We start from the raw sequence: 22,356 nt of genomic DNA, 5'->3' as shown, positions 1-22,356 counted from the left end.
TATGACGGCAATAGATGCTATATCACAGCTAAACAAAGTTTTCAAAAGTAAAAATTGGCATGAAAAAGATACTGACGAATTTGTCTTTCACAATTTTTGTAAACTTCTAGAGAATCTTGAAAATGATGAGCGTGAATTGCTAATAGAGTTGATTGAGAGATATGAGTGGATTTCCTTTTCACAATACCCGAAAAGAATATTAGCTTCATTGGAGAGTATTGAGGAGGAAAAAATAAATCAAATAAAGACTATTTATTTGTTTCCAGTAATAAAAGTGGAAGATGAAGGAGGCTTTAAAAGTGGTTCATTTCTAATTTATCAAATTAAGGCGTTAAAAAATCAATTGAAAAAATATTCGAAAATCACGTTCAAGTATGTCTCTAAATTTGATTTTTTTTCCCAAGATAAGTTTAAACTTAAGCCAAATGAAGCAATTTTTTTGATTGATGATTATGTTGGGTCTGGAGAAACCTTAAATGACTGTTTGCAGGAGATTAGAGGTAATGCAGAAATCACAAATGATAAGCTCTGTATCTTTACTATTGCGGCTCAAAGAGAAACTATAGAGGCCTTTGATGCAGAGGGTATTGCCTTTTATTCGGACTTCCGTTCACTAAAAGGAATTAGTGATTTTAATGAAACTCCATTACGTGAAGAGAAAATAGATTTAATGCTTAAAATGGAAAAAATGATTCCTGGCGGCTCCCATTTTAGTTTAGGCTACAATGGATGTGAAGCATTGATTACATTGGCTAGGACACCTGATAATACATTCCCAATATTTTGGAAAAAATATAGAAAAGGGAAACAAAGTTTTGATGCGCCTTTTTCTAGAGAGGACACAATAGAATATTGATGAAAAGAGACGAGATTTTATTATTGAATGTTATACAGAATTCTGGTAGTGTGGGAAGACTACTAAGGGAGAATATGACATATAAAGACATTTCTGAGCTTATTACTAAACTTGTAGACAAGGGTCTGTTGGTCTATGTGGATAGAAAATTGGAGTTAACAGGTGAGGGAAAAGAGTTTTTAGAAAAGGGGAGAGATATTATTAGGGAGACAAATAAGAATTTGTGGATAAAGCCAGAAAACAGTAGTAGGGTTAAAAAATTTGATAAAAGTTTTATATTTTTACCCAATAACACAGAACTTGATTTCTAATAGAAAATGGGTGGTGGTGTCACCTTCCCAAATAGTGAATGTTCTTTCAAGCTAGCGAACTTTTTAAAGGCAAAATCGGAGATATTTGCCTTTAAAAAGTTCTTATTCCGAACGGGGGCTCTGGGTAGTCCCCTGTTCATAAGGATTAGGGATTAGCAATTCGAAATAGAATTATGACTAACCAAGAATCTTACTCAAAAGCTTTCACGAAAAAGGCAAAAGAAAGCGGTTTTTCATCTGACTACATTGAGAAATGTCTGAATTATGCAAAGCCCTTGTTGTCCAAAAATTTACCTGTTATTTATAATATTAGCCACTTAAGTGGATTGGTGGGTTATAATGTATCTTACCTTAAGCGTGCTGTAAAGTTTTCAAAGTATTTTTATCGAGATTTTGAGATAAAGAAAAGAAACAATAAAAAGCGTACACTTCATGAGCCATTGCCCAGTTTGAAGGAAATTCAGGAGTGGATACTCGAGGAAATTTTATATAAACATAAGGTAAGCAGATATGCTAAGGCTTATGTTCCCAAGCGAAGTATTAAAGAACATGCAATTTATCATACTGATGAGCCTTATGTATTAACGTTGGATATCAAGAATTTTTTTGGTCAAATAAGATTTGATCTAGTTGAGGGTCTTTTCGAAGAGATGGGTTATTCTAATCGCATGGCAAACCTACTGGCAAAGTTGTGTTTTAGGGAGAGGGAATTGCCACAGGGAGCGCCTACAAGTCCTTATTTATCAAATCTTATAATGAAAGAATTTGATGAAATTGTTTCTAGTTATTGCATTGCCAACAAAGTTAAGTATACTCGATATGCTGATGATTTGGCATTTTCTGGGGATATCAAAGTTGATGAAATCGAAAACCTTGTTAAAAAAGAGCTTTCAAAAATTGGATTAGAGCTAAATGAGGATAAAAAAAAGTTGATGAAACCAAATCAACCACAAATGATTTCAGGAATCGTGGTTAATAAGAAAGCTCAAGTTCCTAAAAAAGTAAGGAACATTTTAAGAAATGAAATGCACTTTATTGTTAAATATGGTTTGGAAGATCATATGGAGAGAACCAACCAAACAAAATCCAACTATTTAAAGCATTTAATAGGCAGAGTAAATTATGTTCTTCAGATAAATCCTCGAGACAAAGAGTTTTTGGGATATAGAGAACATCTTCAAACCTTGAAATAGTGGGTTAAAATACTTTGTCGTCCCCTCATTCGTCCCCTGAAAAAAGAAAAGCTCCGTAAGTCGTTGACCTACAGAGCTTCTGTGAAAATTAAAAGTGGTACCTCCAGGAATCGAACCAGGGACACACGGATTTTCAGTCCGTTGCTCTACCAACTGAGCTAAGGTACCATGCCCTAAAGCGGGTGCAAATATAATTTCAAAATTAGGATATACAAACAAAAACTGGAAAAAAAGGTGCCGATTTTTTTCAATTCCCGATCTTTGTAATATGAACTTGGTCATCGACATCGGTAATACACTCATCAAATTCGCTGTTTTTGAGAACGGAAGGATTATTTTTCATCAAACAACGGAATCCGGTTTGTTTTTATCAAAAATCAAGGAACTCTTCGAAAAATATCCGCAGATCAACCAAGCTATTCTATCGTCTGTGGGTAAATTGGACCGAAAAGAGCGGGATGTGGTTGCTCTTTTCTGCAAAGTGCACGTACTGACCAATGCATCCAGAGTCCCATTTAAAAACAGTTATGCCACGCCACAGACCTTAGGGGTGGATAGAGTTGCCCTAGCTGCTGCAGCGTATCACCATAACCCAAGGGGGAATACTTTGGTTATCGATGCGGGCACGTGCATAACGTACGATTTGGTGAACAATATCGGAGAATATGTCGGAGGAGCTATTTCCCCGGGCGTGCAAATGAGGTACAATGCCATGCACGATCAAACGGCCGGACTACCTTTGCTAAAGCCAGATGAGTTTTTGGATATAATCGGGAATTCTACCGAATCCTGCATGCACAGTGGTGTAATCAATGGTGTAGTCCAAGAGGTAGACGGTGTTATCGATCAATATCGATCTCGTTTTCAAGATTTAACAGTTATTTTAACAGGCGGAGACTCCCATTTTTTTGACAAAAGGCTAAAAAACACCATATTTGCGAACTCCAAATTTCTCTTGGAGGGGTTAAATTGCCTACTGGAATACAACACAAACTGAATGATTAAACAAATTTTGATCGCTTTTTTCTGCGTGGCGGCCCATGGTCTGTTCGCACAAAATGGAACAATATCGCCATACTCTTACTTTGGAGTGGGCGACCATCGGAACAACGGGACGGTAGATAACCAAATGATGGGCGGTGTAAGTATGTACGGAGATAGTATCCATATCAATTTGTCCAACCCGGCGGCATACTCCAAGCTAAAATTGACCACATACACGGCAGGGATTTCCCATAGGGAATACCGACTAAAAGACTTCAACGAAGAGCAGAATCTATCCGTGACCAATTTAGATTATCTGTCCATTGGTTTTCCCATAGCGGATAAATTGGGAGTCGGATTTGGGATAATGCCCTACTCCTCGGTGGGATATAGTCTTAACTCGGTGATGGACAATGTACAAGGTGCCGAAGTGACCAATATTTACGAAGGCGATGGAGGTATAAACCGATTGTACGCATCGGTCGGGTTTGAACCCATTAAAAATTTGAGTTTGGGGGTAACGGTCAACTATAACTTTGGAAACCTGGAATATCAGAGGATACAAAGTGTCGAAGATGTCCAGTTTGGGACATTGGACAATCGCGAATCCAAAATAAATGGATACGATTTTAAATATGCCTTGAATTACAACCCTACCATTAAGGATAAATACACGCTGTATACTTCGGTCTTGGTCAACACACAAGGGAATTTAGTGTCTAAAAACACGCAGACCCTGGGGTCTTTTTCGCTTTCCAATGGAAACAATGTTGAGGTGGTCGATGTCGATTTGGATGCTTCCAACCTTAGGAATACCGAATTAAAAATCCCTACTAGGACCACTTTGGGTCTTGGTTTTGGTGAAAATAAGAAATGGTTTTTAGGAGCAGAGTACAGTTTTCAGCAAATGAGCGATTTTGAAAATAGATTTTTAGGACTCGAAAATGTAACCTATTCCGATGCGAACACCTACGCCTTTGGAGGGTATTGGGTACCGGATTACCGGGCATTATCGGGCTACTTTAAACGCGTAACCTATCGTGCGGGCCTACGTTACGATGTAAGCGGTTTGGTAGTGAACGAAAAAGAAATAAATAATTTTGGCATAACTTTTGGACTTGGTCTACCGCTGGGGTCATCCTTCTCCAATCTTAACCTAGGATTTGAATTGGGAAGACGTGGAACAACCGATGCTAACCTTATAGAGGAAAGTTATTTCAAAGTTAATGTGGGCTTATCATTAAATGATAGATGGTTTCAGCAAAGAAAAATAAATTAAAAGCCCATTTTTTGAAAAATTAATAAATAACCACCCATAGAAAGTCCTATTGAAGGATTTTTTAATGAAAATTTGTACTTTAACAGCTTTAAAATTAGTAAGATGAAAAAGAGACACTACTTAACAATGATAATGGTCACGATGTTGGCGGGATTAAGTATGGCACAAGCACAGAACCCCGAGTGTATGACCAATCTGTCTATTTACGCAGAACACGTAAAGGTGAAAAACTACGATGCAGCTTACGAACCATGGAAAATGGTTTACGAAAGTTGCCCAGATATCAACAAAGCAAATTTCTCCTATGGAGAGCGTATCCTAAAGGCAAAAATAGATAGCTCCACAGGAGCAGAGAAAGATGCCTTTATTCAGGATTTGATGGCGTTGTACGATAACAGCCTAAAATATTTCCCAACCAAGTACAGCAAAGCAGGTGTAGCTATAGACAAAGCGCTATTGATGTACGAGAACAAAATGGCATCGGACGAGCAATTGTTCAACTTGTTGGACAAGGCCTTCCAAGAAGATCAGGCCAATTTCACCAATCCGAGAGCATTGTACCTATACTTCTCAAGTTTAGTGGACTTGCACGGGTCTGGTAAAAAAGACCTTCAGGATGTATTCAATACCTACGATGATGTTACAGGAAAAATTGAAGAAGAAAATAAAAAGTTGACCGATGTGGTAACCAAACTTCTTCCAAAAGACTCTTTGGGAACATTGACCTCTAAAGAAAAAAGAACCCTTAGGGTAGCCACGGTAAACTCCGAATCATTCGGTAAGGTAGCAAGCAGTGTAGACTCCAAATTAGGTGCTCTGGCAGATTGCGATAACCTAATTCCATTGTACGAGAAAAGCTTTGATGAGAAAAAGGACGACGTAAAATGGGTAAAGCGTGCCGTGGGTAGAATGTTCTCCAAAGAATGCACGGACGACCCTATGTTCAGAAAGTTGTTCGAGGCCCAGTTGGCTTTGGATCCATCAGCAGATGCATATATGTATGGCGGTGTATTAAAACAAAAAGCAGGAGACACAAAAGGTGCTTTGGCCGATTTCAACAAAGCTGTGGAATTGGAAACCGATGCGTACAAAAAATCTGAGATTCTTTACAAGATTGCAACAACCGTTAGAAGGTCTAGTAAATCACAAGCAAGAAGCTACGCACTTAAAGCTACCGAGGCCAACCCGGCAAATGGTAAAGCATATTTGTTGATTGCCAACCTTTACGCGACCAGTGCCAACGATTGTGGTAGCACACCGTTCGAGAAAAGAGCGATGTACTGGAAAGCAGCCGAAATGGCAAGAAAGGCAGGTAGGGTTGATCCCGCATTGAGCGGACGTGCCAACCAAACAGCCGCAAGTTACAGTGCAAAGGCTCCCACCAAAGAAATGATCTTTAGTTCAGGAAAAGCCGGTCAGACCATTACCTTTAGCTGTTGGGTAGGAGGTAGTGTTAAAGTACCTAGTTTATAAGGTGAAACAAACATCCAAACATATTTTAAACAGTTTTGCCACGGTTTTTACCGTGGCAATGCTTTTTATGTCCTGTGGGGACGACTACCGGAGAGTAGGTGAAGAAGCCGTAAAACCATTGTATCCGCAAGGAGTGGCCCATAATTTTACCTTGACCTATACCGAGACCAAAGAGGCCATGGGAACGCAGGATTCTGCACATTCCAAACGGATTGCCGTTTTGTCCAGTCCGTTGTCCGAGGATTTTGATAATCAAAGATTCAAGTTTAAAACCTTTCCCGAAGGACTTCAGGTGGAGTTTTACGACGACGAAAATCAAAAAAGTACAGTGGTTGCGGATTATGGAATCCAATATTCACAAACTAATTTGATAGATTTGCAAGGAAATGTGGTCATAGAGACCCACGACGGAAAAAAACTGGAAACCGACCAGTTATTTTTCGACCAAAAGAACAATTGGATATTTACAGAATCCACTTTTAAGTACACAAATCCCGAAGATGGAACCGTAATGGATGGTGAAGGGATGGATTTTAATAAGGATTTTACTTTTTTTAAGGCCCACAAAACATTTGGGCTAATGACGATTAAAGAAGAAGAATAAGATGATCAAAATTTTAAGATATACTGAATACCTTTATTTGGCCGTAGCGGTGATTTCTATTTATAAGATCGCAACACTTTGGAGCATTAATCCAAAGGAGACCTATATCTTTATCTTCTTCGCGGTAGTATCTGTGGCAATGTTCCTCTTTAGAAGAAGGTATCGGAAACGATTTGAACAGCGCAACTCGGATAATAAAAAGTAGCATTGGACCCCTCCATCATCATTATCGTACTTTCCCTGCTGTTTTCGGCATTTTTTTCTGGAATGGAAATAGCTTTCATTTCAGCCAATAGGATTCATATTGAAATAGAGAAAAAGCAAGAAGGCTTTTTGGCCAAGGTGCTTACCTTGCTAACGGACAAGCCTTCAAAGTTTATAGCCACCATGCTTATTGGAAACAATATCGCCTTGGTGATCTATGGTCTGTTTATGGGTGACCTGTTAATGGAATGGTTCCAAGGTTTGTTGCCTACCAATTATCAGTTCCTAAATGTTTTGTTGACGGATTTTAGCCTGCTATCGCAAACGGTGATCTCTACGTTGGTGATACTCCTCACCGCCGAGTTTATGCCCAAAGTATTTTTTCAGATCTATGCAAACGCATTATTAAAGGCCTTGGCCGTACCTGCTTATTTTTTCTACCTGCTTTTTTCCATTATATCTTGGTTTGTTATTAAAGTATCCGACTTTATACTTAGAGTTTTCTTTAAAACCGATGGAGATGATATGCAACTCTCTTTTACCAAACTGGAATTGGGGGATTACATAACCGAGCAAATGGAGACTGTGGAAGAAGAGGACGATGTGGATTCCGAGATTCAGATTTTTCAGAATGCACTGGAGTTTTCAACCGTAAAGGCAAGAGAGGTCATGGTTCCCAGGACCGAGATCGTAGCAGTGGAGCAGAGCGAGACCCCTAAGAATTTGGCCAAGCTCTTTTCGGAAACGGGGTATTCAAAAATCTTGATTTTTAAAGAAAGTATAGATGAGATAATTGGCTATGTCCATTCCTATGAGCTATTTAAAAAACCCAAGACCATAAAAAGTATTCTCCTACCGGTGGAATTTGTTCCAGAGACCATGTTGATACAGGATATTCTTAACGTACTTACTAAAAAACGTAAAAGCATGGCCGTAGTTTTGGACGAATACGGTGGCACATCGGGTATTCTTACTGTAGAGGATATTATAGAAGAGTTGTTTGGCGAAATCGAGGATGAACACGATTCCACCGACCTGCACGAAGAAAAAATAAGTGAGAACGAGTTTAAGTTTTCTGCCCGTATGGAGGTGGATTACATTAACGAAAACTATAAATTGGAGCTTCCCGAGGGAGAAGAGTACGAAACATTGGGCGGATTGATCGTAAACCATACAGGCGAGATTCCCGAAAAAGATACAGAAGTAACCGTAGATAATTTCACCTTCAAAATATTGGAAGTGTCCAATACCAAAATTGATTTGGTAAGTGTGGTGGTTCAGACTGAAGATTAATATATTCCACTCCCTTTTTTAGCTTTCCTATTTGAAAAGAAAGTGGTATTTTCGCCCACTGAATTTAAAGAAAACAAGCAGTAAAATGGCAATATTAGAGAATATTAGAAAACGGACAACAGTTCTAATTCTAATAATTGGTTTGGCGTTGTTCGCATTCGTAATATCCGGAGTATTCAGCAGCGATAATTTTTCTGGAACAAAAGTGGGTTCCACGGTCGCTGAAGTTAATGGGGAAAACATTCCTATTGATGAGTTTAGAGCTCAGGTAGAAACAGCTTCTCGACGATATGGGCCAACGGTATCATCTACCCAATTGGTGAACATGGTGTACGATCAAGAAGTAAGAAAGACCATTTTGAACCAGCAATTCGAAGATTTGGGAATCGATGTGGAAAGTGATCAAATCGTTGAGTTCGTAAGAACATCCGGCTACGCTCAAATTCCGGATTTCCAAGATGAGAACGGAATCTTTAACGAAGAAGTGTTCAGAAGCGCCATTGCCGATTGGAAAGCGAACGATCCTTTGCGATATGATGCTTGGTTGCAGGACGAGGCCTCTATCATTCAAGCTGCCAAAGAACGTATGTACTTTAATTTGGTTAAAGGAGGAGTTACTGCGACCTTGACCGAAGGAAAACTGGACTACGATATGTCCAACGATAAAGTGGACCTTCAGTACGTTCGTATTCCTTTTACTTCAATACCCGATAGCACTATCAATGTGTCCAAAAGTGATATACAAGCATATATCAACGACCATAAGACCAAGTTTCAGCAGGAAAAGGCACGCGACATCAGATTTGTGTATTTTGAAGAAAAGCCATCCGCAGAAGATGACAACAATGTAAAAGAAGGTATTACCGCTCTATTGGACGATTCTGTGGAATATTCAGAAGCAAAGGACGCTAACGATACCATTGCCGGATTCCGAAATACAACAGCGATGGCCGCATTTTTGGACCGCTACTCCGACACTAAATTCGATACCATTTACAAGGCCAAGAACGATTTGCCCACGGTTGTGGCCGATACACTTATGGCGATGAATGTTGGTGATATTTATGGTCCGTACAAGGATGGGGATTTTTACAAAATTTCCAAAGTAATGGACAGAAAGGCCAATGGAACCGTTAAGGCAAGCCATATTTTGATTACTTGGGAAGGTGCAGAGCGTGCCAATCCATCGATTACCAGAACAAAAGAAGAGGCCGAAACAGAAGCCAAACGACTATTGGCAGAAGCCAAAAAAGAAGGTGTCTTGTTCTCAACATTGGCAAGGGATAATTCGGATGGTCCATCGGCCCCACGTGGAGGTGACCTTGGGTATTTCCAAGAAGGTGTAATGGCAGACGAGTTCAACGATTTTTGTTTTGGAAACCCAACGGGAACCATAGGTTTGGTGGAAACACAGTTCGGATACCACGTGATCAAAGTGGACGATAAGCAAGATGTGATCCAGGTAGCAACTTTGGCGAGGGAGATAGAGCCCTCCGAAGAAACTATAAACACCTTGTTTACCGATGCCACCAAATTTGAAATGGCCGTTTTGGATGAAGAACCCGAAAATTTTGGTGATATCGCAAGAGAAAGTTCTTACACTGTTCGACCAGTGAATAAAATCAAGGAAATGGAAGAAAATCTTCCCGGACTCGGTTCACAACGTAGTATTGTACAATGGGTGTTTAACGAAGATACCAGTGTTGGTGACATCAGACGGTTTAATGTGAACAATGGATATGCTGTGGTGCAATTGACCAAAAAATACAAAAAAGGTCTTATGGCGCCCGAGGATGCTTCTGCTACCGCATTGCCTGCAATCAGAAAAGAGCGTAAGGCACAACAGATCATTTCGGCCAATCAAGGTAAGGCTATGGAAGCCATTGCATCCGACAATAATGTAAGTGTTAGCACGGCCTCTGCGGTGACTTTGTCTTCTCCTACCATTCCAGGAGCCGGTAGAGAGCCATTGGTTGTAGGAAGTGCCTTTGCCCTGGATGTAAACCAAACATCCAAATTGATCGAAGGCAACTCAGGGGTTTTTATGATCAAAGTGACCAATAAAACCGAAGCTGCAGATGTTGAAAATTACAGTACCTATGCACAAAATTTGCAAAGTAGTGCTGCTGCAAGGGTAAACGGTTCGGTTTACAATGCCTTAAAAGATAAGGCTGAGATAGAAGATAAGAGAGCTACGTTCTACTAAGAAATGGCCATACAGAATATAAAAAATGCCTCCCGAACGGGAGGCATTTTTGTTTGTTCAAGATAGTTATTTGCTTTCGGAACCGTTCCATTTCATTTTATAGCAGATATCCGTGATTCTTCCCTGAATATCAACAGTGACCTCAAACCCTTGCTTGGTCCGGAAATAGGCATCGCGTAAGAAGTACCATTTGCCATTTTTTTGAAAATATTCTCTATGGTCGGGCTTCCAATCTTCTATGGGATAAATATAATCCAAGAGGGATTGGAATTCGTGCGCGCTTTCTTGATCAAGAATAAAATCTTCCCGAATATAGTTGGTAAGTTCAGGCAAGCTCGTATTCGCTTGGACGTGTTCAAAACTTGCTACTTTTTGTCCAGTATCGATCACAATAAATTCATTGATGTTTTTCTTCTTTTCACCATACATGTTTTGGGTCTCCTGAACAATGTGGAAGACTTTGTATTTGAGTATGTTTTCTACTGGGGTGGAAGAAATTTCATTAAATGTGGTTGTGCAGTTTTCGCGCATAAAGCCATTGAGCCTATTCGAAACCGCTGGGTCAATTTGCGAAAAGGTCTGGGAAGCAGTTAGGAATATGGTTCCTAGGAGGAATCGATAACCTATTTTGGTAAAGATTTGGGCCATCTCTTATAAATAGTTTGATGAATAGGTATCAAACATATAAGAAATGCCCTGAAATTAATGGGTCTAATTGATGGATGCCCTGTTTGGGTTTATGGATAAAGGGTTTGCTTGGTTTTATTTGAGGATTATAATCTTACATATTGAATTGTCAATTAGATCAGTTTTAAATGGAATAGTAATAGTTAAATAACCTGATCACATCTTCCTCTTGATTTAATTTAAGATTATTTTTTTTGATATGGGCTTTTAATTGTGTTTTCTTATTGTTGAAGAACTGGAATAGGCTTTTTTTGTTTAATCTGAATGCAGAAGGTGATTTTCCTTCTTCATATAGGTAGTATTTTTCGGTAAGGACATAGCTGTCGTTTTCTGTTTTGCCCATCATAACATTGGTTTTTCCTTGTTTTACATGGCAATTGTACATTTTTAAGAGAGATACCTTATTGTTTTCAAACAGTACCTCGTAAAATAGTTCCATTGCTCCAGCTCTTTTAAATAATTGATTGTCAATTCGAATAGAATCAACCCTATTTTTTTCCAAAACCAAAATGGAATCTTTCCCGATTTTAAGAACCAAATCATTATTTAGTGCGTCTATGTTTAGGCCATTGGCACTGTAGACTTGATTGTTTGTGTAAATTTTACCTTGTTCATTGAATTTTTCAAATACAAATCGGGAACCCTGTATATTTTTTTGGGTACCTAAAAACTTATTTATGTTGCTGGAAATTAATGGGTTGTAATTGTGCATTTGTCCAGACCTTAGGTTTGGATCATTTCTTTGCGAATGTGAGTAGATCGAAAGGAATAGCAATATTATAATTGTTATGGGTCTCATGATTTAAAAAAGGATTGGATTTATAGTAAGTGAAACTTTATTAATGGAAAATTCCAGGGCCATGTTTAAGCCCTGGAATTTTAGGGTAATTGTTAAACTAAACTCAATTTTGTAATAACCTTAGTTTCCTTCTCCGGTAATGTCCCAAAAAACTCTTGAGGTTTTTAGGTCGCCTCCCATGGCAGCACTTGCGGCTTCATAGTTGGCACTGTTCACATCTCCGTCGTCGTTACCGTATAAATATCTACGAGGAACAGGTTCGCCCGAAACTTCTGGTCTTATAAATGTATCTGGGTAATCCAAAAGTCTCCAAGAAGACCATGCCTCAAAACCTCTACCATATAGTGCAATATATTTTTGAACACCAATTGATTTTTTCCAGTTGGCAGCATCATATGCTACACTGGCTTGGGTGATGTAATTGTCCGCATCTTCCTGTGACCCGCCCCAGTATAAAATTGAAGCTGTTATTGCATTATAGTAATGAGTTGCTGCATCACCGGCAATCAGACCTCTTTCGATTGCTTCTGCCAATAAAAATTGAACTTCATCATAGCTTAATATTATACCTTCAAAATCAGGTGTGTGCCAAAGATCGCCTATGTGTGTATAATCTGTATAAGCACTTCCTACACCGTAGGGTGCACCCTCATATCCACCTTCCAAATTATCATCCATGAAAACGGGTGTACGCGGGTCGTTCAAAGGTAAAATAGCGTCAACGAATGTATTGGCAACAACAAAGTCGTTTCGCCCGGATTGTACTAAACTGGTCCAGACAGGATTTGTATTTGGAGGCGATGTTTCAAATGGGAAGGATGCATTGTCTCCATTGGAACTAAAAACACCTGCCGACACGGCTTCGGATGCCAGTTGTTGGGCAGTTGAGTTATCATAGTCGGATATTCTCACTGCCATCCTCAATTTTAAGGAGTTAGCAAACTTTTTCCATTGGTCGGTAGAGCCATTATAAATTAAATCAGCTGCGCCGAAAGATTCAGAATCCGCATTTAATAATTGAATGGCGTTGTCCAATCTTGAGAATAAATCGCTGTATATTTCAACATCATCATCATATACTGGTGTCAAGTTTTCAATACCTTGTAAAGCTTCTGAATAGGGGATATCTCCATAAGTGTCCACAAGGACGTGCCAAGTATAAATTTGCAACACTTCCAATACACCGGTTTGCGTAGATTTAATGCTTGCGCTTAATGAGGTGTCCTCATCTACAAGTCTTTGGGCATCTTTCAGATCGTTTAATATGTCCCTGTACAAATACAGAAAGAAATTTCCGCCTATGTCCCTACCTCTTATATTGTAGTTTACTTCATCCGTATATTGGGTCTCGGTCCAATATTGTGCAAATAGTTTGAATATGTTATAGTTCACACTGGTACTTCCCATTCTCGTAAACAAGTCTTTTTCAGCACTTGTTAAGAGGTAAGTCGAGGGTATGGAACTGGGATTTTTTTCGTCAACATTCCAGTCATCAAAGTCTTGACAACCAAATGTCATCCCAATAGCAAGGAGTATATATATTGCTTTTTTCATCGTTATTTTTTTAAAATTGTAATTTTACACTAAATCCGTAATCTTTGGTGGTAGGGTAAGCACCAGATTGGTACCCCTGTAGATTACCTGAACTAAGCCCTGCTTCGGGATCGCTATAGGGTAGATTTTTGTGAATGATCCACAAATTTCTTCCTGTGGCCGATAGCGTTACGTTCTTTATAAATGTATTCGATATGAGCTTCTTTGGTAATGAATATGATAGTGCTACTTCACGCAACTTAACATAACTAGCATCGTAAACATGTAATGCGTGCGGAGCTTTGGAATATCCCAAAGTATGGGCATAATAATCCATACGTGCTCTTATCGTATTCGGTGTCCCATCTGCTTGTACACCATCCAAAAGAATACCACCACTATCTGCACCATCTGTTACCGGGTTCCTTACCGGATTACCTAGTTCGTTGAGTCCTGCAGTTTCAGGATATAGACCTGTAGCCATACCGTACCAAGTATCCAAAGAGAAAACTTTGCCTCCTTGTTGGACATCAATTAGAAAGCTGAATGATAGGTTTTTGTACTTAAAGTTGTTCTTAACTCCTCCTTTCCAGTCTGGTTGAAAAGTACCTAAATTTTCGTTTTGTCCTTCTGTAACGGCATAGTTGCCATTCTCGTCGATTACACGCTCTCCATCGAGATAAACGAAATCGGACCCATAAAGTGTACCATAAGGCTCGCCTACAACAGCATTGATGGAAAGACCGGACTGAACGCTAGCCAATTGCAATGCGGGCAGCCCTTGAGGTAGTGACAAGACCTTATTTTCATTTTTCCCCCAACTCATGTTTATATTCCAAGAAAAATCCTCTGATTTTATGGGTGTAGCCCATAATGCGAGCTCAATACCTTTATTTTCCATTTCTCCCGTATTGATCCACTGTCCTGAATATCCAATTGCCGGAGTAACTGCAATATTGTTTAGTAGATCATAAGATCTTTTGTCGTAAAGCGAAAGATCAAAACCAGCTCTTTTGTTTATAAACTCCATTTCCAGACCGATTTCTTTTTCTTCTGAGCTTTCGTTGGAAAGGTTGGAGTTATTGTTGGTAGAAGGCAAAGAACCTGATGCTTGACCGCCCACAGGAGTATTTAAATCATAAGTATTGTACAAAGTTAGGGGTTGTGCCGAGTTACCTGTTTTTGCATAACCTATCCTTAATTTTCCAAATGGTACAACATTGGAGTCAAACAATTCACTAAAAACAAAACTACCGGAGAGCCCATAATAATCGTAATTGTTGTTCTCGCTGGGAAGTGTGGATGAGACATCGTATCTGTAAGAGCCCTCAACAAAAACAAGATTGTCAAATCCGAATGAGGCGTTTGCATAGTAACCATCGACTCCCATTGAGTATTCATATTGACTTGGCGCGTTGATCGCGTTTACGGAATTGCTCAATGCAAAAAGTCGGTCCACATTGATACCCCCATTGGTCGACGCTAAATAAGTGCTGTATTTTTGGCGCATAATGTTAGTACCAATGGTTCCTCTAAAATTCACCTTATCGCTCAGGTCTTTGTCGAAATTGAACATAAGATCATAGTTCATTTCGTTGAAATTTTCGTTGTATATGCTATATTTAGAGACAGATGTGCTATGGTTGTTAATTCGCTCTTCTTGATTTCCTGCGTAGGTGTCCAAGGATACCCTTCCGAAAACATCTAGCCAGTCGTTTATTTTATAGCTAAGGGAGGCATTTCCAAACACTCTGTTTCTTAGGTCTGTTTCGTAGTTCTCGTAGCGCATCCAATACACATTGTCGTGATAAATAGGATGTAGATCCTGATTTATATAGGAGGTGTTCCATGTAATATTGTCCCGTGTTGCAAAATATGCGTCGCGTTGTTCTTGGACATCGACATTGGTTTGCCACCATTGTCTGGAAGTCTGCATAAAGTTTTGGGAATCGTACCCAGTTCCAAATCTGCCTCTACCTTTTGTTTTGATATAGGTTACTTTGGCTGCTGCGGTCAATCTATCTGTCAGGTTATGACTAGCATAAAAATCAAAATTGTCCCTTCTTACATTACTATTGGGCATTATCCCTTTTTGGTCCATTTTTGTATACCCTAATTTAAACTGGCCTTTTTCACTTCCTCCGTCCAACGATATACTGTTGAACAAGGTCGTTCCTGTTTCAAAAACCGATTCAGGACCATTCTTGGCAGCGACCCAAGGTGTGGCTTTGCCAAAAGTATCCTCAAGTTGTGGGTAAAATGAATTCCATTGGTATACCAATAGATTTTCGTTGAAAGGAACAACTCCGAATGAACCGTCCCAATCTGCCAAGGCATAAGGCTCATCTACCCCGTCATTATTTTGATCTTCAAAATAGAATCCTCCGGGATGGAATCCATCATAATAACCAGCTCCGTACTCATCCTGATATTCAGCAAAAGTATCGGGATTGAACTTATTGAACATGGCTGAAGAATTTATGGTGACCCCAATGCCTTTGCTGCGTTTTCCTTTTTTTGTGGTAATTACAATTACACCGTTGGAGGCTCTATATCCGTATAAGGCGGTAGCTGCACCTCCTTTTAATACATTTATGGATTCAATGTCTTCTGGATTAATGTCCGCTGCTGCGTTTCCATAATCGTAACCACCCGTCCCTCTGGATTGGCCACTTGCATTGTTGTTAATATTACTAATGGGCACGCCATCTACCACAAAAAGGGCTTGATTACTGTTGTTAATTGAGGAATATCCCCGAATTATAACATTTGATGAACCTCCCATGGTACCACTGCTCTTAATGTCTATACCAGCTACTTTACCAGAAAGGGAGTTAACAAAGTTGGTAGCTTTAACAGTACTTACTTCATCTCCTTGAACTTCTTGAGTAGCATACCCTAAGGATTTCTTTTCCCTGGCAATACCCAAGGCAGTAACTACCACTTCTTCCAAGGCCTGTGCGTCATCTTCCATTTCAACATTGATAATGGAGGACGCTCCAATGGTTTGCTCCACGGTTTTCTGACCTAGATAACTAAAGCGAAGTGTCTGCCCGGTATTTGCAGTAATGGAATAATTTCCATCAAAATCTGTTTGGGTTCCATTTGTGGTTCCAACGACCATAATGGAAACTCCTGGAAGCGGTAACCCATTTTGATCAGTTACCGTACCTGAAACATTTTTTTCTTGCGCCAACGTTTTTGTGCATAAGCATATCAAAAACACCAGCAACATGCCAAAGTTTTTAGCTTTCATAAATTTTTAGATTAAAAGTTAGTTAGTGCAATCGGGCAAAGTAGGAGATAAATCTTTTTTTTGCGGCTAATTCAAATAATTCTCCTTACAGATTAAAAAACAATGATTTCAAGAAGAATGGATTTAGGGCTCCTACTTTGGTAGATTGCGGAGTAAAAAAAGGGAAAGAACTATTTTTTTGTGTAAGCGCTTATTAACCTTTACGCATTTGCCGAAGAAAATTAACATTAACAAATAGGTGTTTTTTAGTCCTGATGTTCCTGTATATACTCCTTTGGAGTAAGCTTGGTAACCTTTTTAAAAGCTTTGTAAAAAGAAACCCGATTGTTAAAGCCACATTGATAGGCAATGTCCGAAACGCAGATTGATGGATTTTTTGAATGAGCACATAATAGACGTTTGGCTTCCTCTATTCTGTAAGTGTTTACAAATTCGTAAAAACTCTGTTTGAAGTTTTCATTGATTACTTGTGAGGCGTGATGCCTGGAAATGTTTAACAATTCGGCCAAATCCCCCAATCTTAATCCATGGTTTAAGTAGAGTTTTTGATCGATCATGACACTTTCCAGCTTCTCTTTTAATTCTTGAGAAAATGTTTCGGAAAGCCCTGTCTTTTCATATTTGATATTTTCATCGGTTATCGTAAAAACAGGGGAAGCTTGTTCGTAAAATCTATTAGGATACTTAAGGTACAGGTAAATAAGTAGGCTCTTGAGTAAAAAGGTAACAAAAAGGGCATACACTATAAGTACTTGTGACCCACTTTCCAACTGAATTAGACTATATAAAATAAGTATAGCATTGTAAACAAATAGAAAGAGTAATAGAAAAAATTTGTTCTTAGGTATATTCGCTCCCTTTTTTGAAGCAAAAAAAATCGTCACAATAAACCCAAAAACAATAAAAAATATTAATAAATACCTCCAAAAAAATGACATAATGTCTATGTGTTTTCGGAAAATTCTTATGAATTAGCTACATTCTTCGCTAGTAAATTTATGAAAAATAATATTTATGACTCATTTAATTGACGAATACATAATTTGAGTTTACGAATGGGGTAAATGAATTCAGGGAATAATTATAAAAAGTGGTTTAAAGGACCATTTTGGAATATGGGATCACAGTGTTGTACCCCTTCGATTTAAAATAGGAAATGGATTTTTCGTCACCAGTAGCCAAGATAAAATCACCGCCCCAGGCGCCTAGACTTTTTATTGTTCCGTAATAATCAGGGAAAAGACGCTCTTTTACAGGAGTCATCTTCAATATTGCTGAAAGTACGGTTTCGTGCCTATCCATAGACAACTCAAAATCCGACAAGGTTGTTGCTCCTATCATAGCTCGGGTGAGGTCGGTTATCTTTTTAACCAGCTCGGAAGTGTCGAACTGTTGCTCCCTATAATTGGCAATTGCCTTTTTGCTGCTTTGCTTTTGATTTAGATGTACAAAATATAGGGATTCTTTAAAATACGGGTCAAAGGCGATGCTTTCTACCTTGGGTTTATTGTTTTTTAATTGGTACACCAAGGGTGAATTGGTTTGTGCACAGGCAATATCGTAACCACTGCCGCCAAATGCGTTCCATAATAGTTGGTAGGCATCTACCCGCGCCCATTGTGCCAAATTGTTTATCAGGGTAGACGAGGTTCCAAGCCCCCAGTTCCTTGGAAAAGTAAGGTGTGTTTCAATTTTAAAACCCTCACTGTCTGTTAACAACAACGGATTTTGTGCATTGGCCTCCAACAATAGGGTTTTTAACGTATTGGCCATGGATTTGTCCGATGTGGCAACTACATTTAAATTGGTAAGGTCGAGTTGGGCCGAGAACCAAACATTCTTGTTCAAGTCCAAGCTGGTCCAATCCAAAAAACCACTGGTGTTCGGAGTTACCTGCAACGATTGCCCATAACTGGTGGGAATGGCCAGTCCCAATGCTCCATCCAAAATGGCATACTCGCCCGAGAGCAATAACTTTCCATTACTGTAAAACTCCTTTTCCATTACTCAGCTTTAATATTTTCAAAAGCCTCTTTGACCGCGGCATTGGTAACGGTCCGCTCTTTAAAATAAGCGACCAATTGTAGTTTTTCCGCTTCCGTTGCACCTAATTGGTTCAACATGTTCAATAAGTGCATTTTCATATGTCCCTTTTGAATACCTGTAGTGACCAAGCTGCGAACCGCGGCAAAATTCTGTGCCAATCCTGCTACCGCAACAATTTGCATCAATTTCTTGGCTGTTGGTTTTTGAAGTATTTCCAAGGCAAGCTTCACCAAAGGATGCAAAGAGGTCAAGCCGCCTACTGTGCCAAGGGCCAAGGGTACTTCTATCCAGAACTTAAAAATCCCATCTTCAATTTTGGCATGGGTGAGGCTAGAGTATTGCCCATCTTTTGCAGCATAGGCATGTACGCCTGCTTCCACTGCCCTAAAATCGTTTCCTGTAGCGAGCACCACGGCATCAATCCCGTTCATGATCCCTTTGTTATGAGTCACGGCCCGGTAGGGCTCCACTTTCGCGATATTTACCGCTTGAACAAATTTTTGCGCAAACTCTTCGGCGTCCATGTCCGAATTGTCCAGTTCTGGAACCGGACAACTTACCTCTGCCCTTACCAAACAATTGGGAACGTAATTGGATAAAATGCCCATTATTACTTCAATGTTTTTTTCGTGGTTCGAAAATTCATCAAAAGAAAGGGCCAATTCCTTGAGTGTTTTGGCAAATTGTTCCAAACAGGAGTTGATGAAGTTTGCACCCATGGCATCCAAAGTCTCAAATGTACAATGGAGCTGATAGTACCCTTGAATTTTATCGCTTAGGTCACGTAATTCAATATCGTTGATGCCTCCACCGCGCTTTTCCATATTTTGGGTAATGGAAGCAACACTTTTTAAAAGTTCAGGTTTTGCAGCAATAAAAAATTCTTTGAGTCTTCTTTTTTCGCCCTTAAATATAAAATGGACCTGACCTACTTTTTCGGTGCCAATAATCTCTGCTTTAAAACCGCCACGATCCATCCAAAATTTGGCAGCCTTGCTTGCAGCGGCTACGACCGAACTTTCTTCTATGGCCATGGGAATGGCCAGGAACTCTCCATTTATCTTAAAGTTTGGGGCTATGGCAAACGGCAAATAATAATTGGAAATGGTATTCTCTATAAATTCATCGTGCAGTTTTTGTACTCTTGGATCGGTGTTCCAGTACTGCTCCAAGAGTTGTTTGGCAGCTTTTGGGTCCTGAGTGCAATTGGTGGCTATCCAATCAATTTTTTGGGTTTTGGATAGTTTGGAAAATCCTTCAACGGGCGTTTTCATAAAGCAGGGTTAAAGAGTTCAAAGATACGCATATTGACCGTTTGGAGGAGCCGCATCTAAATTTTGGAACCGAAGCGCATCGGCAAAGGTTAAAATTGTTGCAAACGCAACAGCAAAGTTTATTTTTCCGATAAATATTAGTAAACTTGGGAGTTTTTAATCAATTTTTTTCACTTCATGAACAAAAAATATTTTCTATTCCTATTCCTTTTGGGAGCATTTACATTTTCTACTGCACAAAAGAAAAAAATAACCCTTGAAGAAATTTGGGGCGGGGAATTCAGGACAGAATACATGGATGTTTTACGATCCATGAACAACGGTACTCAATATACCATATTAAACACAACCCGCTCTCCGCGCGCCAGTAGTTTGGATAAGTACGACTACAAGACATTGGAAAAAGTGGAAACAATAGTGGCATCATCCGATGCTGTTCCCTATTTTTCATCATATTCTTTCAGTGACGATGAATCACAAGTGCTTTTGGCCACAGAAGTGGAACCCATTTTTAGGCGTTCCCGGCTCGGAATTTACTATGTGTACGATATTGCCACCAAAAATCTGGTAAAGATTTCCGAGACCAAAATTCAAGAACCTACACTTTCGCCGGACGGTAGTAAAGTGGCCTATGTCCTGGACAATAATTTATATGTGATGGATTTGGCCGATCGGACTACTAAACAGGTTACTTCTGATGGAAGTAAAGGAACCATCATAAATGGGGTGACGGATTGGGTGTACGAAGAAGAATTTGCATTTGTCCGTGCTTTTGAGTGGAACAGCAACGGAACTAAAATCGCATTTTTAAGATTTGATGAAACCGAGGTTCCCCATTTTTCCATGGATGTTTACGGTAAGGACCTGTACCCTTCTCAGCATGAATTTAAATATCCAAAGGCAGGAGAGAAAAACTCTATCGTGTCATTGCACATGTACGATGTGGTTTCTGGGAAAATATCGAACGTTAATTTGAACGATCCATATTATATCCCAAGAATCAAATGGATGAACCACCCAGATCATTTGAGCGTTCAAACATTGAACAGGCATCAAAACGACCTAAAAATGTATGCCGTAAATGCAAAGGATAATTCATTCTCTGTTTTATTGGAGGAAACCGATGCTGCCTATGTGGACATTGATGATGACCTTACTTTTTTGGACGATGACAGTTTTATCTGGACAAGCGAAACCGATGGCTATAACCATTTGTACCTGTACGGAAGAAACGGAAAGTTGAAAAATCAGATTACGCAAGGTCCTTGGGAAGTAACAAGGTACTATGGCTACGATGAGGATAACGATCGTATTTTTTATCAGTCCGTGGAAAACGGCTCCATCAATAGGGGCGTTTACAGTATTTCGACCAATGGGAAGCGCAAAAAAGAATTATCCGTGGAAGAGGGAACAAATTCAGCAGCCTTCAGTAGCGATTATACCTATTATATAAATACATATTCCAGTGCAACAACTCCTTATAGGTTTACCTTGCACAACGCATCCAATGGGAAACTGGTAAAAGCAATCAAGGATAATTCAGCTTTGCAGAACAAACTGGAAGGCTATGAGATTTCACCTAAGGAATTTTCCACCATCAATATAAATGGGAACGATCTTAATATGTACATGATCAAACCGGCAGATTTCGATCCCAATAAAAAATATCCATTGTTCATGTTCCAATACAGTGGCCCAGGTTCGCAGCAAGTGGCCAACCAATGGATGGGCAGCAACGATTATTGGCACCAGCACTTGGCATCTCTAGGATATATCGTAGCCTGTGTAGATGGTAGGGGAACAGGTTTAAAAGGGCGCGATTTTAAAAAGGTGACCCAAAAAGAATTGGGCAAATTCGAAGTTGAAGATCAAATTGCAGCGGCTCAAAAATTGAGCGAGCGGTCTTGTATTGATGCGGACAGAACCGGTATTTGGGGCTGGAGCTATGGAGGATTTATGTCCACCAATGCCTTGCTGAAAGGTAACGACACCTTTGAAATGGCCATTGCTGTGGCGCCAGTAACCTCTTGGCGTTTTTACGATACCATTTATACAGAACGATACATGCAGACTCCCCAGGAAAACCCAACGGGGTATGACGATAACTCTCCTTTTAACTACCCTGAATTGTTGAAAGGCAAGTATTTGTTGGTTCACGGATCTGGAGACGATAACGTACATGTGCAGAACACTATGCGTATGATAGAGGCATTGGTACAGGCCAATAAACAATTCGATTGGGCTATTTACCCAGATAAGAACCATGGTATTTATGGAGGATATACCAGATTGCACCTATATACCAAAATGACCAATTTTGTTAAAGAAAATCTTTAAATAAAACCAATACCAAACCAA

Annotated in this window: 18 protein-coding genes and 1 tRNA gene; 11 read left to right on the top strand and 8 right to left on the bottom strand. The window is 39.5% G+C overall.

Annotated features, from left to right (window positions below; translation table 11 throughout):
• Window position 1: 1 nt before the first annotated feature.
• From MJO53_RS04895 to MJO53_RS04885, 3 genes are all read left to right on the top strand, one after another.
• Window positions 2–856: a hypothetical protein gene (locus MJO53_RS04895; RefSeq protein WP_252080688.1), complete on the top strand. Its 855-nt coding sequence runs from the start codon at window positions 2–4 to the stop codon at window positions 854–856.
• Window positions 856–1,167 carry a winged helix-turn-helix domain-containing protein gene (locus tag MJO53_RS04890; protein WP_252080687.1) on the top strand — a complete coding sequence of 104 codons (312 nt, stop codon included), beginning with the start codon at window positions 856–858 and terminating at the stop codon, window positions 1,165–1,167. Before MJO53_RS04895 ends, MJO53_RS04890 begins: the two co-directional genes overlap by 1 nt.
• A 173-nt stretch (window positions 1,168–1,340) precedes the next feature.
• Window positions 1,341–2,360 carry a retron St85 family RNA-directed DNA polymerase gene (locus MJO53_RS04885; protein WP_252080686.1) on the top strand — a complete coding sequence of 340 codons (1,020 nt, stop codon included), beginning with the start codon at window positions 1,341–1,343 and terminating at the stop codon, window positions 2,358–2,360.
• 95 nt (window positions 2,361–2,455) lie between these two features.
• Here the strand turns inward: MJO53_RS04885 and MJO53_RS04880 are convergent.
• Window positions 2,456–2,528 (bottom strand) — tRNA-Phe (locus MJO53_RS04880).
• A 100-nt stretch (window positions 2,529–2,628) separates the two neighbouring features.
• Here MJO53_RS04880 and MJO53_RS04875 point away from each other — a divergent pair.
• From MJO53_RS04875 to MJO53_RS04845, 7 genes are all read left to right on the top strand, one after another.
• Window positions 2,629–3,357: a type III pantothenate kinase gene (locus MJO53_RS04875; protein WP_252080685.1), complete on the top strand. Its 729-nt coding sequence runs from the start codon at window positions 2,629–2,631 to the stop codon at window positions 3,355–3,357.
• Window positions 3,358–4,623 (top strand): hypothetical protein, encoded by a 1,266-nt coding sequence (locus tag MJO53_RS04870; RefSeq protein WP_252080684.1) that lies wholly within the window; start codon window positions 3,358–3,360, stop codon window positions 4,621–4,623.
• A gap of 102 nt (window positions 4,624–4,725) precedes the next feature.
• The gene (locus tag MJO53_RS04865) at window positions 4,726–6,096 is read left to right on the top strand and encodes a tetratricopeptide repeat protein (RefSeq protein ID WP_252080683.1); all 1,371 of its coding nucleotides are present in this window, start codon (window positions 4,726–4,728) and stop codon (window positions 6,094–6,096) included.
• 1 nt (window position 6,097) lies between these two features.
• Window positions 6,098–6,700 carry an LPS export ABC transporter periplasmic protein LptC gene (gene lptC / locus MJO53_RS04860; protein WP_252080682.1) on the top strand — a complete coding sequence of 201 codons (603 nt, stop codon included), beginning with the start codon at window positions 6,098–6,100 and terminating at the stop codon, window positions 6,698–6,700.
• A 1-nt stretch (window position 6,701) separates the two neighbouring features.
• Window positions 6,702–6,905, top strand: coding sequence for a hypothetical protein (locus MJO53_RS04855; protein ID WP_224836348.1), 204 nt, complete (start codon window positions 6,702–6,704; stop codon window positions 6,903–6,905).
• A 2-nt stretch (window positions 6,906–6,907) separates the two neighbouring features.
• Complete coding sequence (locus MJO53_RS04850; RefSeq protein WP_252080681.1) at window positions 6,908–8,197, top strand: hemolysin family protein; 1,290 nt, start codon at window positions 6,908–6,910, stop codon at window positions 8,195–8,197.
• Window positions 8,198–8,282: 85 nt separating this feature from the next.
• Window positions 8,283–10,403, top strand: coding sequence for a peptidylprolyl isomerase (locus tag MJO53_RS04845; protein WP_252080680.1), 2,121 nt, complete (start codon window positions 8,283–8,285; stop codon window positions 10,401–10,403).
• 66 nt (window positions 10,404–10,469) lie between these two features.
• On the opposite strand, the gene MJO53_RS04840 is transcribed toward MJO53_RS04845, so the two are convergent.
• The 7 genes from MJO53_RS04840 to MJO53_RS04810 form a co-directional block, all read right to left on the bottom strand.
• Window positions 10,470–11,051, bottom strand: coding sequence for a hypothetical protein (locus MJO53_RS04840; RefSeq protein WP_252080679.1), 582 nt, complete (start codon window positions 11,049–11,051; stop codon window positions 10,470–10,472).
• A gap of 163 nt (window positions 11,052–11,214) precedes the next feature.
• Complete coding sequence (locus tag MJO53_RS04835; RefSeq protein ID WP_252080678.1) at window positions 11,215–11,802, bottom strand: hypothetical protein; 588 nt, start codon at window positions 11,800–11,802, stop codon at window positions 11,215–11,217.
• A gap of 207 nt (window positions 11,803–12,009) precedes the next feature.
• Complete coding sequence (locus MJO53_RS04830; protein WP_252080677.1) at window positions 12,010–13,443, bottom strand: SusD/RagB family nutrient-binding outer membrane lipoprotein; 1,434 nt, start codon at window positions 13,441–13,443, stop codon at window positions 12,010–12,012.
• Window positions 13,444–13,453: 10 nt separating this feature from the next.
• Window positions 13,454–16,678 carry a SusC/RagA family TonB-linked outer membrane protein gene (locus MJO53_RS04825; RefSeq protein ID WP_252080676.1) on the bottom strand — a complete coding sequence of 1,075 codons (3,225 nt, stop codon included), beginning with the start codon at window positions 16,676–16,678 and terminating at the stop codon, window positions 13,454–13,456.
• 245 nt (window positions 16,679–16,923) lie between these two features.
• Window positions 16,924–17,448, bottom strand: coding sequence for a helix-turn-helix domain-containing protein (locus tag MJO53_RS04820; RefSeq protein ID WP_252080675.1), 525 nt, complete (start codon window positions 17,446–17,448; stop codon window positions 16,924–16,926).
• 325 nt (window positions 17,449–17,773) lie between these two features.
• Window positions 17,774–18,682, bottom strand: coding sequence for a GYDIA family GHMP kinase (locus MJO53_RS04815; protein ID WP_252080674.1), 909 nt, complete (start codon window positions 18,680–18,682; stop codon window positions 17,774–17,776).
• Entirely contained in the window at window positions 18,682–19,998 is a 1,317-nt protein-coding gene (locus MJO53_RS04810) for a hydroxymethylglutaryl-CoA reductase, degradative (RefSeq protein ID WP_252080673.1), read from the bottom strand. Before MJO53_RS04810 ends, MJO53_RS04815 begins: the two co-directional genes overlap by 1 nt.
• A gap of 177 nt (window positions 19,999–20,175) precedes the next feature.
• Between MJO53_RS04810 and MJO53_RS04805 the strand changes: the two genes are divergently transcribed.
• A complete protein-coding gene (locus MJO53_RS04805; RefSeq protein ID WP_252080672.1) occupies window positions 20,176–22,335 on the top strand; it encodes a S9 family peptidase in 2,160 nt (719 codons plus the stop codon).
• Window positions 22,336–22,356 lie beyond the last annotated feature (21 nt).

Source organism: Flagellimonas marinaquae, assembly GCF_023716465.1.
Classification (GTDB): Bacteria; Bacteroidota; Bacteroidia; order Flavobacteriales; family Flavobacteriaceae; genus Flagellimonas; species Flagellimonas alginolytica.
The sequence above is the reverse complement of the archived record's forward strand: the minus strand, read 5'-3'. Positions and strand labels throughout refer to the sequence as shown.

Excerpts from the sequence above, each read along its gene's own strand:
- MJO53_RS04810 (WP_252080673.1), bottom strand. The coding sequence starts at position 19,998 with ATGAAAACGCCCGTTGAAGGATTTTCCAAACTATCCAAAACCCAAAAA.
- MJO53_RS04845 (WP_252080680.1), top strand. The coding sequence starts at position 8,283 with ATGGCAATATTAGAGAATATTAGAAAACGGACAACAGTTCTAATTCTA.
- MJO53_RS04840 (WP_252080679.1), bottom strand. The coding sequence starts at position 11,051 with ATGGCCCAAATCTTTACCAAAATAGGTTATCGATTCCTCCTAGGAACC.
- MJO53_RS04815 (WP_252080674.1), bottom strand. The coding sequence starts at position 18,682 with ATGGAAAAGGAGTTTTACAGTAATGGAAAGTTATTGCTCTCGGGCGAG.
- MJO53_RS04885 (WP_252080686.1), top strand. The coding sequence starts at position 1,341 with ATGACTAACCAAGAATCTTACTCAAAAGCTTTCACGAAAAAGGCAAAA.
- MJO53_RS04895 (WP_252080688.1), top strand. The coding sequence starts at position 2 with ATGACGGCAATAGATGCTATATCACAGCTAAACAAAGTTTTCAAAAGT.
- MJO53_RS04875 (WP_252080685.1), top strand. The coding sequence starts at position 2,629 with ATGAACTTGGTCATCGACATCGGTAATACACTCATCAAATTCGCTGTT.
- MJO53_RS04805 (WP_252080672.1), top strand. The coding sequence starts at position 20,176 with ATGAACAAAAAATATTTTCTATTCCTATTCCTTTTGGGAGCATTTACA.
- MJO53_RS04830 (WP_252080677.1), bottom strand. The coding sequence starts at position 13,443 with ATGAAAAAAGCAATATATATACTCCTTGCTATTGGGATGACATTTGGT.
- MJO53_RS04865 (WP_252080683.1), top strand. The coding sequence starts at position 4,726 with ATGAAAAAGAGACACTACTTAACAATGATAATGGTCACGATGTTGGCG.
- MJO53_RS04870 (WP_252080684.1), top strand. The coding sequence starts at position 3,358 with ATGATTAAACAAATTTTGATCGCTTTTTTCTGCGTGGCGGCCCATGGT.
- MJO53_RS04835 (WP_252080678.1), bottom strand. The coding sequence starts at position 11,802 with ATGCACAATTACAACCCATTAATTTCCAGCAACATAAATAAGTTTTTA.
- MJO53_RS04855 (WP_224836348.1), top strand. The coding sequence starts at position 6,702 with ATGATCAAAATTTTAAGATATACTGAATACCTTTATTTGGCCGTAGCG.
- MJO53_RS04825 (WP_252080676.1), bottom strand. The coding sequence starts at position 16,678 with ATGAAAGCTAAAAACTTTGGCATGTTGCTGGTGTTTTTGATATGCTTA.
- MJO53_RS04890 (WP_252080687.1), top strand. The coding sequence starts at position 856 with ATGAAAAGAGACGAGATTTTATTATTGAATGTTATACAGAATTCTGGT.